17 protein-coding genes are annotated in these 15652 nt (G+C 39.3%); 9 read left to right on the forward strand and 8 right to left on the reverse strand.

The genetic code is table 11. From position 1 onward, the window contains the following. Positions 1-72 precede the first annotated feature (72 nt). The 4 genes from F981_RS02485 to truA are packed head-to-tail and all read left to right on the forward strand — an operon-like array spanning position 73 to position 4752. Positions 73-1578 (forward strand): FimV/HubP-related protein, encoded by a 1506-nt coding sequence (locus F981_RS02485; RefSeq protein ID WP_004718074.1) that lies wholly within the window; start codon positions 73-75, stop codon positions 1576-1578. A gap of 46 nt (positions 1579-1624) precedes the next feature. Continuing rightward, entirely contained in the window at positions 1625-2923 is a 1299-nt protein-coding gene (locus F981_RS02490) for a hypothetical protein (RefSeq protein WP_004718077.1), read from the forward strand. Between the two features lie 48 nt (positions 2924-2971). After that, on the forward strand, positions 2972-3946 hold the full coding sequence (locus F981_RS02495) for an asparaginase domain-containing protein (protein WP_004718080.1): 975 nt from the start codon (positions 2972-2974) through the stop codon (positions 3944-3946). Between the two features lie 8 nt (positions 3947-3954). Beyond that, entirely contained in the window at positions 3955-4752 is a 798-nt protein-coding gene (gene truA / locus F981_RS02500; protein WP_004718082.1) for a tRNA pseudouridine(38-40) synthase TruA, read from the forward strand. Positions 4753-4839: 87 nt separating this feature from the next. Here truA and F981_RS02505 read toward each other — a convergent pair whose 3' ends face one another. Then, a complete protein-coding gene (locus F981_RS02505; protein WP_004718084.1) occupies positions 4840-5850 on the reverse strand; it encodes an AraC family transcriptional regulator in 1011 nt (336 codons plus the stop codon). A 228-nt stretch (positions 5851-6078) separates the two neighbouring features. Here F981_RS02505 and infA point away from each other — a divergent pair, with 228 nt between their 5' ends. Beyond that, positions 6079-6300 (forward strand): translation initiation factor IF-1, encoded by a 222-nt coding sequence (infA, locus tag F981_RS02510; RefSeq protein ID WP_004718087.1) that lies wholly within the window; start codon positions 6079-6081, stop codon positions 6298-6300. Between the two features lie 360 nt (positions 6301-6660). Then, the gene (locus tag F981_RS02515) at positions 6661-7062 is read left to right on the forward strand and encodes a hypothetical protein (protein WP_004718090.1); all 402 of its coding nucleotides are present in this window, start codon (positions 6661-6663) and stop codon (positions 7060-7062) included. A 145-nt stretch (positions 7063-7207) separates the two neighbouring features. Here the strand turns inward: F981_RS02515 and leuB are convergent, their stop codons facing one another. From leuB to leuC, 4 genes are all read right to left on the reverse strand, one after another. Further along, positions 7208-8287 (reverse strand): 3-isopropylmalate dehydrogenase, encoded by a 1080-nt coding sequence (leuB, locus tag F981_RS02520; RefSeq protein WP_004718091.1) that lies wholly within the window; start codon positions 8285-8287, stop codon positions 7208-7210. A gap of 42 nt (positions 8288-8329) precedes the next feature. Beyond that, a complete protein-coding gene (locus F981_RS02525; RefSeq protein WP_004718093.1) occupies positions 8330-8899 on the reverse strand; it encodes a hypothetical protein in 570 nt (189 codons plus the stop codon). Positions 8900-9004: 105 nt separating this feature from the next. Then, the gene (gene leuD, locus F981_RS02530; protein ID WP_004718096.1) at positions 9005-9655 is read right to left on the reverse strand and encodes a 3-isopropylmalate dehydratase small subunit; all 651 of its coding nucleotides are present in this window, start codon (positions 9653-9655) and stop codon (positions 9005-9007) included. A gap of 21 nt (positions 9656-9676) precedes the next feature. After that, on the reverse strand, positions 9677-11125 hold the full coding sequence (leuC, locus tag F981_RS02535; RefSeq protein WP_004718099.1) for a 3-isopropylmalate dehydratase large subunit: 1449 nt from the start codon (positions 11123-11125) through the stop codon (positions 9677-9679). 423 nt (positions 11126-11548) lie between these two features. Here leuC and F981_RS02540 point away from each other — a divergent pair, with 423 nt between their 5' ends. After that, a complete protein-coding gene (locus tag F981_RS02540) occupies positions 11549-11797 on the forward strand; it encodes a DUF2061 domain-containing protein (RefSeq protein ID WP_171066891.1) in 249 nt (82 codons plus the stop codon). A gap of 29 nt (positions 11798-11826) precedes the next feature. Here the strand turns inward: F981_RS02540 and F981_RS02545 are convergent, their stop codons facing one another. Next, positions 11827-12312: a hypothetical protein gene (locus F981_RS02545; RefSeq protein WP_228129014.1), complete on the reverse strand. Its 486-nt coding sequence runs from the start codon at positions 12310-12312 to the stop codon at positions 11827-11829. A 574-nt stretch (positions 12313-12886) separates the two neighbouring features. Here F981_RS02545 and F981_RS02550 point away from each other — a divergent pair. Further along, entirely contained in the window at positions 12887-13744 is an 858-nt protein-coding gene (locus tag F981_RS02550; RefSeq protein ID WP_004718104.1) for a LysR family transcriptional regulator, read from the forward strand. 118 nt (positions 13745-13862) lie between these two features. Here the strand turns inward: F981_RS02550 and F981_RS02555 are convergent, their stop codons facing one another. Then, a complete protein-coding gene (locus F981_RS02555) occupies positions 13863-14105 on the reverse strand; it encodes a DUF2789 domain-containing protein (protein ID WP_004718105.1) in 243 nt (80 codons plus the stop codon). 178 nt (positions 14106-14283) lie between these two features. Then, positions 14284-14934, reverse strand: coding sequence for an HAD family hydrolase (locus F981_RS02560; protein WP_004718108.1), 651 nt, complete (start codon positions 14932-14934; stop codon positions 14284-14286). Between the two features lie 184 nt (positions 14935-15118). Here F981_RS02560 and F981_RS02565 point away from each other — a divergent pair, with 184 nt between their 5' ends. Then, on the forward strand, positions 15119-15622 hold the full coding sequence (locus F981_RS02565) for an RNA pyrophosphohydrolase (protein WP_004718109.1): 504 nt from the start codon (positions 15119-15121) through the stop codon (positions 15620-15622). Positions 15623-15652: the final 30 nt, after the last annotated feature.

Below are 15652 nucleotides of genomic sequence, written 5' to 3' on the forward strand. Positions count from 1 at the left end.
TTTTACATATAGACTACAGCTAAATATTGTATTATGGGGATGCCTTGAACTTTGTCAGAGCAATGGATAGAGATGACTGTATATAACAAATTAAAAATTGCCATTTTAGCCATCATGACGTCGCAAGCGGTGAGTGCGATTACAATAGACCCGATTCAAGTTCAATCAGGGTCTGGTGATCTGCTTTATGCTGAAATGAAGTTTAGTAATGCAAATCCAAATGAAAAAATAGAAGTCGGATTAGCCGATGCAGATGATATTCAAAATATTGGTATTTCCACGCAAGCACCTGGACATTTAAATTTTTATACTCGTCGTTCAGGAGATGGCACTGGGGTGATTGTGATTACCTCTTCTCGTCCGATTGTTGAATCTGAATTAAATATATTATTAAAAGTCAAAGAAGGGAGTGCGACCCATATTCAACAAGTAAAAGCCCCATTGACCCGTGGGCGTAGCAACGTCCCTGCTCCAATGAGCAATGCTTTAGTCAAAGAAAAGCCTCTGACACCTCAAATCATCGTCAGCGAAAAAGATATTGCATTAAATTTACCAACCAGCACGCAATACCACGTGACAACGCCAGAAGTCGTAACTCCACCAGCTATGGCAACCAAAGCAACGACGACAACGGATTCAGCTGGTACTTTAGCGATTAATGTAATTGCACCACCAGCACTCAAAACAGAACAAAAACCAACCACAGTTGCGACAAACACACCGCCTGCGGCTACAACCAATACTCCGAACCCTCTTCAAAGCAATCATCAAAGCAGTGCTCAGAATACGCCACAAACACCGACGGTAACTGTACAACAAGTGCCTCAGCCACCAGCCGAAAAAGCACCAGTGCAATCTGCAAAAGCTCAGACCCCACCCGCTAAATTAGACGAGCAAAAAGCAGAATCACAAAAGCCAAAAGATTCCAAAGCTGAGACCAAGCAAGCAAAATCGAATGAGCCTCGCGTAGCGAAATCGAAAGCGGAGTCACAAAAAGCGCTTAAACAGGAAAAAGCCCATAAAGCATTAGATAAACAACCTAAGCATATTGTTCAGGCCAATGAGTCACTGTGGAAAATTGCTTCTCGGATTGCAGCAGAAACCAATCAAAGCGTTCCAGAAGTGATGCGACAAATTAAAGCAAATAATGCCAATGCGTTTATTCAAGGTGATGTAAACCGTATTCGTCGTGGTGCTGCACTCAATCTTGCAGCAAGCTATCGTCAAATACCACAAAGCAAAAATAAAGTTGCAACGGCTGCACCTGAAATTGCCAAAAAGCAATCGGGTTCTGCCAAATATCGCTTAGATCAAGCAGAAATGAGTTTAGTCGCAGACAATGAACAACCCGCTGCCCAGAGTCAAGGAAAGCAAAATACACAGTTGAATCAGACCACTACTGAATTATCTACAAAAGTTATGACTTCTCGTGAAAAAACGGTTAAATTACAGAAGAATGTGAACCAACTTGCAGCAGGTTTACAACAAAAGAATCAGCGAATTCAATTATTAAATGCTCAGCTCGCTCAATTGCAACAGCAATTACAACAGCAGAATGCAAAAAAACCAAATAGTTAGGATATTCAAAATATTGATTCATTGTGCTCAATGAAGGGGAAATAAAATGTTGTTGTATGTGATTCCATTTGTTCTACTCTTGGTCGTGGCGATCGTGCTCAAAAAACGAGAGGATGCCAATAAAGAGAGCGCCAGTACCAATAACAAAAAAAGTAACAATAAAAAGACGTCAAAGAAAAATGTTGCACGCACTGCGCGTACCTCAAAAAAACAACAGACCACTGTTGTTGAAGATGAAGTTATTGTTAAACAAGCAACAAAACCATTAAGCCCCGAATTAAAAACTAATATTGAAAAGCTAATTGCTGAGAAAAACTATTTTTCTGCTGAAGCAAAAATCAATCAAGTTTTAAACCAAGACAATGCTCAACATGAACTTTATCTTTATCTTTTAGATGTGCATCTGGCACAAAAAGATGAATTTGCAGTGAATCAGTTGATTAATCATATTCGTTCATTGGGCTTAGACGAAATCGTCATTCAAGCCGAAGAACGACGAAAAGCCAATCAAGCTGATCATCCAGTTGAATCGATTGCTTTTGAGCCCTCAAGCCCTGTCGTGCCAGAAAGCAAAAATACAGCTGCCTTTGATGCCTTGATTGGAAATACAGAAACAATTTCACAACCCGCTGTATCTAAAACCGAAACGCAAAATCTGGCACAAGTCGATGCGCTAGAATTCGATCATTCAACGCTTGTTGAGCAGAAAGTTGAGACACCGCAACAACCTGTTCAGCCTTTAGAATTTAATTTAGATCCTGCACCTGAAAAAACGCCAACAACAACACCTGAGCTTTCTTTTGAAGTAGTTCCTCCTGCCCCAGAAATTAAAACTGAAACTGTTAAGCCGTTAGAATTCACGTTTACAGCAAATGAACCTACAGCAGTTCCAGTTGAAAAAGCGGCAGAAGTTGAAATCGCACCAGAATTCAAACTTGATTTTGCTGAACCGATTACGCCAGTAACTACTGAAGAAAGCACACCAGTACGTGATTTTGAATTTAAACTCACGCCTACTGAACCAGAGACACAGCCCACTTTTAGTTTTGATCTAGATCCAAAGCCTGAAACCGTTGAGCAAGTGCATAGCACAGCAACACTTAGCCTTGAAACGCCTAGTGAAGCTGAAACCAGTCTGGCCATAGATGCAAACGACCCATTACTCCATTCATTCCCTGAGCTGGCTCAAGTGAATGAAGTTCAATTAAATTTAGACCTTGCTCAACAATATCTAAATTTGGGTGCATATGCTTCCGTTCGTGAGCTACTCTCACAAAATGAAGCAGCGTATACCGCTGAACAACGCCAACAATCACAAAATTTACTCAATCAAATAGCTTCTTAAATCTATTCGTCTTAAGATAAAGCAGTCATGAATGGCTGCTTTTTTATTATGAACAAAAAAATTGCTTTAATTTACATGGGTGGAACTTTTGGCTGTATTGGCGAGCCTTTAGCGCCGATGCCTGATGCTGAGTTTATTCCACAACTCAAAAAGGTCTTAGCACCTCAGTTTAAAATTGAGTGCTTTAAGGCGCCCAGTATCAAAGACAGTAGTGCATGCACAGCCATTGACTGGCTTATGCTGATTCAACAAATACAAAGCCTACAACTCCAAAATTTCCAGCACTTTGTCATTATTCATGGTACAGATACGCTCAGTTATGCTGCTGCGACCTTATCTCGCTTTTTAGCTGAGTCCTGTCATGTCGTCCTTACTGGAAGCCAATATCCACTGCTCAATATTCAAGGGGACAATACTCGAGAATTCACCGATGCGCTGGATAATTTAAATACTGCACTGGATGCCGTCACTCGACTTCCTGTAGGCGTGTATTTGGCTTTCTACCTTCAAGTGATTCATGCCAGAACCACATTAAAAGCCCATAGCACTGCTTTAGATGCGTTTAAAGGACTCAAAGCCGAACAACAAATAGCGGTAGATCATTCCGTCATTCAGGTACAACTTTCACATATCGAAAAAGCCAAATCGCTCAATATCGTCAATTGGATGATGGTGCCGACTGAAATATTACAGTTTGAACGTAATCTGGAAATTTTCTCCAAACATGCTCCGCATTTCTTGATCATCCAAGCTTATGGGGTAGGTAATTTAGCCGTAAATGCGGGCATTATCCAAAAAATTAAAAGCTTGCAGGAAAATGGCTGCCAAATCATTTTATCGACTCAAGTGCCTCTAGGCGGCATGGATCAGCGCTATGCGATTAGCCAATGGATCAAAGATTCAAAAATTTTAGTCAGTGATGCACTGAGCCAAGCAGATCTTTATGCCAAAATTGTTAAAATTTATTTACAATACCCCTCTTCGGAACAATGGCATGACCATTGGTATGATCATCCTGAATAGAGGTATTTATGCAACGTTTTGCAATTGGTATTGAGTTTTGTGGCATGCGATATAAAGGTTGGCAAACTCAACAGCCTGGCGTACGTAGTATTCAGGAAACCATGGAAAAGGTGCTCAGTAAAATTGCCGACGAGCCCATTATTTTACATGGTGCAGGTCGTACTGACGCAGGTGTCCATGCGACAAATATGGTCGCCCACTTCGACACCAATGCGATTCGCCCTATACGTGGCTGGTTAATGGGTTCAAATAGTCAATTGCCCAAAGACATTTCAATCCAATGGATTAAAGAAATGGATAACGATTTCCATGCACGCTTTAAGGCAAAGGCACGTCGTTATCGTTATGTGGTCTATCAATCGGCAAATCGCCCAGCCCTGTTACATAAACAAGTGACACATGCCTATTATCCACTCGATGTGGATAAGATGATTGAAGCGGCGCAAAAATTTCAAGGTACGCATAATTTTGAAAGCTTTCGTGCTGCGGCATGTCAGTCCAATCAACCTGTACGTCATGTCAAACATTGTCGCTTAATTCGCCATGGCAACTATCTAGTTCTCGATATTCAGGCAGATGGCTTCTTACACCACATGGTACGTAATATCATGGGCTGCTTACTTGAGATTGGTCAAGGTCTATATGAAGTGGATCATATTGATGAAATTTTTGCGGCACAAGATCGTAAAGCGGCAGGAATCACCGCACCACCAGATGGACTTTATTTTATTCATGCAGATTACCCAGAACAATTTGAATTGCCTCAACCACCGTTAGGGCCACACTGGTTAAATATGCCTGAATAATTTTTGCGGCTACATATAAAAAATCCTACTCAATAGAAGGATTTTTTATATTAAAACTGTTCAGTTCGTTTCCCACAAACATACGATTTAACGCTGTTTACGCTTTCTATATTCCACAGGCGTTTCATTGGTCCAGCGTTTAAATGCGCGGTAAAAAGTACTTGGCTCAGAGAATCCAGTCAAATAAACAATACGTTCAACACTTTCAGTGGTATTGGCCAACAGTTTCTTGGCTAAGCGACAACGATAATCTGAAAGAATTTGCTGAAAACTGGTATTGGCTTCCGAAAGCTGTGTACGTAAACGACGTGGGGTAATGCTGAGTTGTGCAGCAACAGTTTCAAGGGTTGTTTCACCACTTTCCAAAGTGGAGCCTATGGCACGGCGTACTTCACCCACCAAATCATAACGTGCAAGCTCTTGCAGTTTTTCAATTGCAAGTTGTTCATGCAATTGCAATAACTCAGGCTCTGCTTGCCACAATGGATATTCTAAAATTGAAGGATCAAAATAAAGACGTGTCTCTTTTTGCCCTAAACTGACAGGACAACCATAAACACGATAATACTCACCATCAGAAGCGCCATTGGCAAAATTAAAATCGATGTAAATCGGTTCAAATCGTCCTTCAGTGATAAATTTAAAGAAGCGTAAAATCCCTGAAATAGCACATTCTGAAAAATGACGATTGACGATGTTCTCACCCCAAGGCTGCTCACCATTGGTTAAATAACAACGCCCGTCATCATCAATGATCAATTTGGCATGAAATGCATCGCTAATTAAACGTTGATAAGCCAAAGCACGCTTTAAGCCTTCGCCAAAATTTTCACTTGAAATAAACAGGTGTTCGATCACTTGCCCACGATACAGTGGCAAGTGCTCTCCGAGGTGTAAACCAATATCTGGATCATTACTGACTTCCTCCGCAGCGACCCAAAATGCAAATTGTGCATTCAACGGTGTTCGAGCATTTTGGTCGACCTGACCCAATGCTACCCCAGCCTTTGATAATATTTCTTCTGTCGGCAATCCTGCACGACGGATCGCTTGATAGCCTAATCGTAAAACAACCGAAGCATCAGTTAGCTGACTCACGCAGTGCCCTTCCTTGTATGTTATTCATTTATACTTAAAACATTTAATTTAGATTACAGTCGATTGACCAAACTGACAATATTTATCCGCTTTTTTTTGTAGAAATTGTTTAACAATATGTTCGCTTATTTTCAAGTCATCTACCGCCTTGTAATGCCGAATATTCTTGTCTTTCTGCAAAAAATTGCCTATAATTTGCGCCTTTCCAATTTGATCATCAGGTAGGCTATGGCCAATAAAGAGGAACTTATCGAGTTCGAAGGCGTTGTCACCGAAACGCTTCCTAATACTATGTTCCGTGTGCGTTTAGAAAACGGTCACGAAGTGATTGCTCACATTTCTGGTAAAATGCGTAAACACTATATTCGTATTTTAACAGGCGATAATGTAAAAGTTGAAATGACACCATATGACTTAACAAAAGGTCGTATTACATATCGTGCACGCTAAGTTTTAGTGTAAGCAAAAGCCACTTTTAGGTGGCTTTTTCATTATCCACAAGATTTACCTTCCTGCTTACGATCTTTTATCGTCTAGCAACTATACATCTGACACATTAAAATCTGTTTCCTATACCTATTTATCATTTGTAATCCATTTACTGCAAAGTTGATAGCACTAATTTGTTCTAAATTTTAATACAACTGATCTTTTCACGGCTCCACCAGTCCTGTCTGTTTGACGCTTTTTTAGTAAAATCTATACCACTTGGTTTGTCCAGCAAATGATCTAGATACATATGCGTGTATATTTATTATACTAAGTAGAGATCATTTCTAAATTAAGTTAACTATGGATCAGGTGAAGCTTATGAAAATACATGTATGTATGTTTTTATTGGCATCTATTGCACTTGTTGGATGTAAAAGCTTAAACACCCGACCTGTAAATTTAGATCAATATTTACAGCAATTCATTGGTAAAACCAGTGCTGAAATTCAAAGCAATTTAAATTTTAAGGCAATGGGGTATCAGGTAAGCGATAAAATCCAAACCAGTAATAGCACCTTAAGCTATACCATCCTTAGACCAATCAATATCCCCATGGCAGGAGGCAATGCGACTGTAGGCCCTAATGCAATGGGTATGCCAGTGATTCGTTATGATACGATGGGCACGCCAAGCTATGACATTAATTTTAATTGTAAAGTCACTTTTCAATTAAAAAATGGTGTTGCTGAATCTGTTGAGTATTTAGGTCGAGCCTGTTAGCTGTTTTAAAGTGAATCTAATACCCATCGCTATAATGGCGAGAATATGGATAGACTTTTATCAAAACTTATCAAAAGCTAAAATTTAATAATAAAAAACACAGCTTAAGCTGTGTTTTTTATTACCAAGCGTTTAAAACAGGTATTTAAGCAATCGCTGCAACGACAGCCTCACCCATTTCAGCCGTACCAACTTTACGCATGCCATCAGACATAATATCGCCAGTACGCAAACCTTGGTCTAAAACTTGCCCTACTGCATCCTCAATGGCTTTTGCAGCCACTTCTTCACGGAAGGTGTAGCGTAGCATCATTGCCACAGAAAGAATGGTTGCAAGTGGATTGGCAACGTTTTGGCCAGCAATGTCAGGTGCAGAACCATGACAAGGTTCATACATACCTTTGCCATTCTCATCTAAAGAGGCAGATGGAAGCATACCAATAGAGCCGGTTAGCATTGCTGCTTCATCGGAAAGAATGTCACCAAACAAGTTCCCTGTCACAATCACATCAAACTGTTTTGGCGCACGAACCAATTGCATTGCTGCATTATCGACGTACATATGTGAAAGTTGAATATTTGGGTATTGTTGTTCTTTAAGTGCAGTCACTGTCTGCTTCCAAAGCTCAGTCACTTCAAGCACGTTGGCTTTATCCACTGAACAAACTTTACCACCGCGTAAGTTTGCCATTTCAAAAGCAACTTTTGCGATACGTTTAATTTCAGACTCTGAATAAACGTCAGTGTTATAACCTTGCTTCTCACCATTTTCGAGTTCACGAATACCGCGTGGTTGACCAAAGTAGATGCCACCCGTCAGTTCACGAACAATAAGGATATCTAATCCAGAAACAATCTCTGGTTTAAGACTAGACGCATCCGCCAATTGCGGATAAAGGATTGCAGGGCGTAAGTTAGCAAATAGGTTTAATTCACTACGAATTTTCAATAAGCCACGTTCGGGGCGAATTGAACGTTCAATATTATCCCATTTTGGACCGCCTACAGCACCCAGTAAAATTGCATCTGCTTTTTTCGCTTGCTCCGCTGTTACAGCTGGATAAGGTTCGCCATGTGCATCAATTGCTGCGCCCCCTAACAAACCCTGTTCCCAAGTTAAACCTAAATTAAATTTATCATTGACACGTGTCAGTACTTTTTCAGCAGCAGCAACGATCTCAGGACCGATACCATCACCTGCCAAAATCAAAATTTGTTTAGACATTTGTAGTTCCATTTATTTTTCAGTATCTATACTGATGTGAGATTAAATCTTCTGTTCAACAAATTCGCTCACGCCAGTCACCGCATTATGCGGGCGACAAAAACGGCGAATTGTCCGTTTTTCTTGAATCATATCGACACATAGCGGTGTCGGTGAAGAAACATTCAGTAAACTTCCTGAACCCTGTGACCTTAAGCGATACATCTTAAATGTGTATTTTTGATTTGCTTTAAAATCATGAATAACATGGAAAACTTCAGCATGCTGTTTAGTAATTGGATAGAATCGAATCACCATCTCATATTGCTGAGGTGGAATCGTTAAATAAACACCATTTTGATCTAAAGGCTCACCCGTTAATTTGAGATAACCCTTTTGAATGGCGCTACGATTGGCACGTTGTGCACGTTCATCCATGATAATCACATCATTTAAGCGCGCAAATTCACAATGCTCTGCACCTGAACAATAGACAGAAACCGAATTTTGGCTGACATGTTTATTTTCAGCTTGCTTGATACGCATTAAATCAACCATTTGAGTGGATTGACACGCACTAAGCATAAAGCTTGTTAAACCGATTAAAACACTGCAACTCAAAAACTTAGTCATTGCTCAACCCCAACCCTCACTTCACTGAGTCAACATTCATTTTGTTATACTCGCATGTTAGCAAGAGTTAGACATTCACGCTATGTGTAAAATGTTCGCTGAAAATTAACCTTGAATTTCAGCAAATACCCAAGGGCGTGATTGTTTGGTTTTTTCTTCATAAGCACGAATTTCATCCGCAGCCTGTAAAGTCAAACCAATATCATCCAAGCCATTCAATAAACAGTGTTTACGAAATGGATCGACTTCAAATTTAAAAGCTTCACCACTTGGTGTACGGACTTCTTGAGCTTCTAAATCAATGGTTAATTGATAGCCTTCCTGAGCAGCACATTCTTTAAATAATTGATCAACAACAGATTCAGGTAAAATCACTGGCAACATGCCATTTTTAAAACTGTTATTGAAAAAGATATCAGCATAGCTTGGTGCAATCACTGTGCGAAAACCATACTCTTCCAATGCCCAAGGCGCATGTTCACGGCTTGAACCGCAACCAAAATTGGCACGAGAAATAAGTACAGATGCCGCTTGGTAACGTGGCTGATTCAAAATAAAATCAGGATTCTTCGGACGTTTAGAATTGTCCTGCCCTGGATAACCTTCATCTAAATAACGTAATTCATCAAATAAGTTATCACCAAAACCGGTGCGTTTAATTGATTTTAAAAACTGTTTTGGAATGATTAAGTCGGTATCTACATTGGCACGGTCTAAGGGTGCAACAATACCCTGTTCAACAGTATAAGCTTTCATCTCTTTGCTCCTTAAGCCTGATTAGAATGAACGTACATCAACAAAGTGACCTGCAATTGCTGCCGCAGCGGCCATTGCTGGACTGACAAGGTGAGTACGTCCACCATTGCCCTGACGGCCTTCAAAGTTACGATTTGAAGTCGACGCACAATGTTCACCCGGTTGTAACTTGTCAGCATTCATCGCCAAACACATTGAACAACCTGGCTCACGCCACTCAAAACCAGCTTCGATCAAGATTTTATCTAAACCTTCCGCTTCCGCTTGTTGTTTCACTAAACCAGAGCCTGGAACAACCATGGCCTGTTTAATACTAGACGCTACTTTTTTACCTTTTGCCACTTCTGCAGCAGCACGAATATCTTCAATACGTGAGTTGGTGCAAGAACCAATGAATACGCGGTCTAATTGAATATCAGCCAATGCCTGACCTGCATTTAAACCCATATATTGATACGCACGGGTCCAGTCATTACGCTGTACATCATCTTTGGCCTGTTCCAAAGTTGGAACTGCTTGAGAGACAGGAATTACCATCTCAGGAGAAGTACCCCAAGACACTTGTGGTTCAATTTCTTCACCATTTAAAACCACGATCGTATCAAAATGTGCATTTTCATCAGAATGTAAAGTATTCCAATACGCGACTGCCGCATCCCACTGTTGGCCTGTTGGTGCATAAGGACGATCTTTAACATATTCAATCGTTTTGTCATCGACAGCAACCATACCAACACGCGCACCGCCTTCGATTGCCATATTGCACACAGTCATACGCCCTTCAATCGACATATCACGGAATACCTGACCACCAAATTCAATCGCATGCCCTGTACCGCCAGCCGTTCCGATTTTACCAATAATTGCCAAAACCACGTCTTTTGGGGTAACGCCTTGACCTAATGTTCCGTCAACACGCACCAACATGTTTTTCATTTTCTTCTGTACTAAGCATTGTGTTGCCAATACATGTTCAACTTCGGACGTTCCGATCCCGTGTGCCAAACAGCCGAATGCGCCATGTGTCGCTGTATGCGAGTCACCACATACCACCGTCATACCCGGTAAAGTTAAACCTTGTTCTGGTCCAACGACATGTGCAATACCTTGACGCACATCGTTAATGTCAAACTGCACTACATTAAAGGTTTTACAGTTATCGTCTAAGGTCTGAACTTGGATACGAGAAGTATCATCTTCAATCCCAGCAATCCCTTCTGAACGCTCTTTGGTTGATGTAGGAACATTATGGTCAGGTGTTGCAACGTTAGCACTTAAACGCCAAGGTTTACGCCCAGCAAGTTGTAAGCCTTCGAATGCTTGTGGAGAAGTCACTTCATGCAATAAATGACGGTCGATATAAAGTAATGCTGAACCATCATCACGTTGTGTTACAAGATGGTCATCCCACAATTTGTCATACAAAGTTTTTACTGATTCTGTTTTTGCTTTTTGGTTTTCGCCTGCCATGTCGAAATGCTCCACTGGACTGGGTAATTCTTTCATTCACTCAATTATAACCACGTTTTTACATAAATCTAATTTATCATTTTTATTAATTTAAAAACTTTTTGGAATTAATTTTATCCAAATAAATGCTCCTAAAATCACCTTTATAAAGTATTTAAATCAATGATATATTTTCAATGACTTTAAAAGCACTTGGCTTAATCATCAAGAAAAAATAGAGCTTAGACCAATAAATGTACGTCCTAAACCATAAATTAAGCAAATCCATTATTTAAAAAGAACTCAATAATTCCTATATCAACAATCACGATGCAATGTATAAAGAATAAAATATCGCTTTATCCAATCAACATTAATCAAAAAAACCTTTTTACATTACAATTGATAATGATTATTATTTAACTATTGAATTAATAAGTGGTGATCCTCATGGCGAGTATCCAAAATTTCCTACAAAGCAATCAACGTGTTTTCAAAAAAACCTTAAGCTATTACATCATGCATATCACAGTGGCGATGTTAGTTGCTTATGCCGTGACTGGTAATTTTTGGATGGCTGTGACATTAAGTTTACTTGAACCGACTGTACAAGCATTTGCATTCTTTTTCCATGAAAAGGCTTGGAATAAACGAGACCAAAAGGCAGCACAAAGCACTGAAATTAAAATCTAAATCAGATGTATTTTCTGTGGCTGGAGCTGCTAATCACCACCGCCTCCTCCACAGCTGCTACAACTACTACAAGAAGAAGATGAGTCAGAACTTGTACTATGTGAATGGCTCGAATCACTGGATGAACTTGATCCTGAACATGAGCTAGAAGAACATGACGATGTTGCAGAAGCCTGTGGAAAATCTGAAGTTGAACTTGTCATTTGGCTATACATTGTCATCATAAATGGTAAGCTAAAAATTAAACCCCGCTCCCATCGAACATGGGCATCAACCTGAAAAATTCGAGGTAAGATCTGCGTGTTTTGTGGATTCAATCCATGTAAAGCACATGCCCCATGCCAAGTATTGAACAATTGCTGTCTTTGAGCAGCTCGCTGTGATTCTGTTACTTGTAAATCATGCGGTTTATGAATCAGTTCATAACCTAAAAAACGTTGGCTCATGGACTGATAAAAGTCATCAAATTCTTCAATCAATATATGCCATAACGCATCCACTGAGTGTGAAGGCATGGCATAAGCTCCCCTACGCCACAAATGAATTGCTAAATAGTCTTTAAAACCCTCTTCAATCAATGGATAAGAAGATTGTCGAATGTTTGGATGTCTTTGTTTAAAAGCAAGCCAAATACGATTTGGAAATTTAAAATTCTCCAACTCTTGCATTTTTCTTAGGCGATTTAACCGAAGCTTCAACCAAATTATGCTGAGAATAGCGATGATAATGCTGGGGAAATAGATATTGAAAAAATATACAAAGATTAAGCCTAGAGCAGAAAATATCAGTATCGTGGTAAAAAATCGAAACCAAGTTTTAGAGAAGGTATTTCTAGTATGTTGTTGAAAATAGTGAATGGTGGTGTTTGTTGATTGATTCAAATAGCTTTCCTTTTGTTGTTTTTATGCGCTGAATATAAATGAGCTTTGCTTAAATTGTACAGTAAAAAGTTGTATTAAAATTTTTCCAAAGCACGAATAGAACCAATCACTTTGCTAAAAATAAAAAAATTTGAAAATTACTTTGATTAATTCTTAAATTTTCTAAATAATGAATTACGCATAAAAATTCTTTATGGATGGAAATATTATGAATCTCGCTGCTTTTGAAGCCTTTGTCAAAGTTATGGAAACTGGTTCGATTTCTATGGCAGCAGAACATCTGTTTATTACTCAGCCAGCTGTCACCAAACGCATACATAGCTTAGAAGAATATTTCGGCGTCAAACTTTTTGAGTCTGCAGGTCGTGGTGTTCAAGCCACACATGCAGCGCATTCATTATTACCTAAAGTAAAAAACTGGTTAAATGAATTGGGAGATATTCACCATACCCTGAGTCATGAGCAAGGTGAAGTTCGAGGAAAACTCAAGATTGGCACCAGTCACCATATTGGCCTACACCATTTACCACAGCATTTAAAAAAATATGTACAGCACTTTCCTGAAGTCAAACTAGATGTACATTTTGTGGACTCTGAACAAGCACATGAACAAGTGCTTGCTGGGGATTTAGAACTGGCATTTTTAACCCTTCCGCCACAAGGTGATGAGCGTTTGCGTTATATCACGATTTGGAATGATCCTTTGGTATTCGTGGTTGCACCTTTTCATCCTTTGGCACAAAAAAAGAACCTTAAGCTTGAAGATCTGATCGAATACCCAAGCTTATTGCCAGCAGCACAGACTTATACCAGTCAAATCACCTTGGCAGAATTTGAAAAGAAAGGTTTAAAGCCAAAAATTACCATGAGCAATAATCCGCTTGAATCTATTCGGATGTTGGTTTCCATTGGTTTAGGCTGGTCTGTTCTACCTAAAACCTTGTTAAATCAAGACTTACAACAACTTGATATTCGTTTTGAAATGAACCGCCAATTGGGTATGGTTTGGCATCCTGGACGTACCCAGTCTAGAGCTGTGCAGGAATTGATTGAGATGATGAAATAATCCCTACAATAAAAATCCCTTATCTTATTACTCAAGATAAGGGATTTACATATTACACAGGAATGGTGGTACTTATCTTTCCCTTCATTCCCTTATAAAGTCTTCATTGCACAATTTTTTACTTTACTGAGTCTTCATGTAGAGACTCATTTAACTGATCAACCACTAATGCCCATTCACCATCAGATTTAATTTTTTCAGCAAGAAACTGACGTTGTCCCTCACTCCAATAAGATGCGTCTGTAATTAGAGTATCTGCATCCAACTGGTGATTTTCAATAAAACTTTGAATTGCTTCTTCGCTAGAATCCAAGCCGAGTTGTTCAAATAAATTGGTCATTCTTGGACGTGTCTGGCTCATTATATAATCTCCGTCAGTTTTAAAAGTGCTCAAATCAACATAGCATTTTTACACTATAAATGAAGTACAAAATCTTCATTTATAAAAATATTTACAAAACTTCTCATTTTTGACAAAACAATCAAGCCATAAAAAAGTAGTGATCAACACTGCTTTAAATCACAATTATCAGCCCAGCTCAAATCGACCAATCTTGGATATCCCAACCCTGTTCTTTTGCCAGATGCTCAAGACGATCATCAGGATTTACTGCAATCGCATGGTCAGCATATTCCAATAAAAAACGGTCATTAATCGAATCTGAATAAGCCCATGATTCAGTGACAGTACGACCATCGAGCCATTGATCCAAACGTGCCAATTTACCTTTTTGGTAACATGGAATATTGATCACTTTCCCCGTGTACTTGCCATCTTTTATTTCAGCATTGGTCGCAATAATTTCGCTGATACCAAATTCACGGAAAATAGGTGCTGTAATAAAATCTGAAGTTGCCGTAATACCAACCAACGCATGGCCTAAATCTTTATGTTTTTGAATCGCGGCAAAACCAGCTGGACGCATTTGTGGACGAATCACTTTTTGCATAAATAACTGATGTAATTCAGTTAAATAATCATTATCGTGTTGAGTAAGAAACTCAAAGACAAATTCATTATAAGCAATTGGGTCGAGCTTACCTGCTTTATAGTCTTCATAAAACTGATCATTCATCGCACGATGTCGGACTGGATCGACCAAGCCTTCATTGACTAAGAACTCTCCCCAAGAATGGTCAGAATCTGTATTTAATAAGGTGTGATCTAAGTCAAACAGCGCCAATTCCATGAAAATACTCGTTTAAACTGAAATTTAAGAAAAAAATTGTAAATCTATCACCGCTAGTCGATAGAAATTCGTTAAGATCATAGCAATTTTAAAACATTATTACTTTGACTTTATCGAGTTGGACAAAAGAGTGTATGTCCCCATATATAAAGTCAAATGAAATTAACAAATTTTAGGTAGCCAAATGATCGACTCAGAAGGTTTCCGACCCAACGTCGGGATCATTTTGGCAAACGATATTGGACAAGTTTTATGGGCAAAACGCATTGGACACAATGCTTGGCAATTTCCTCAAGGAGGCATCCAGTTTGGAGAGACTCCTGAGCAAGCTCTATTCAGAGAACTACGAGAAGAAGTTGGGCTCCTACCCGAACATGTCCAAATTATTGCCCAGACAGATGACTGGTTGCATTATCGTTTGCCGCTTCGATACATTCGCTCGGATTCCGATCCGATTTGTATTGGACAAAAGCAAAAATGGTTTTTACTGAAACTCACAGCTTCAACGAAACATATTCAGTTGAATCTCTCTGACCCGCCGGAGTTTGATCAATGGCAATGGGTTAGTTACTGGTACCCGCTTGGACAAGTGGTGAATTTTAAACGAGATGTTTATCGTAAAGCGATGATGGAGTTATGTATGCGAATGCCGCAATATACAGCTGAAATTTCTTCAAAATATGAATGATTTTTCAAGGTAGTACTGTTATAAATAATA

Origin of the sequence: Acinetobacter guillouiae CIP 63.46, assembly GCF_000368145.1 — a bacterium.
Lineage (GTDB): Bacteria > Pseudomonadota > Gammaproteobacteria > Pseudomonadales > Moraxellaceae > Acinetobacter > Acinetobacter guillouiae.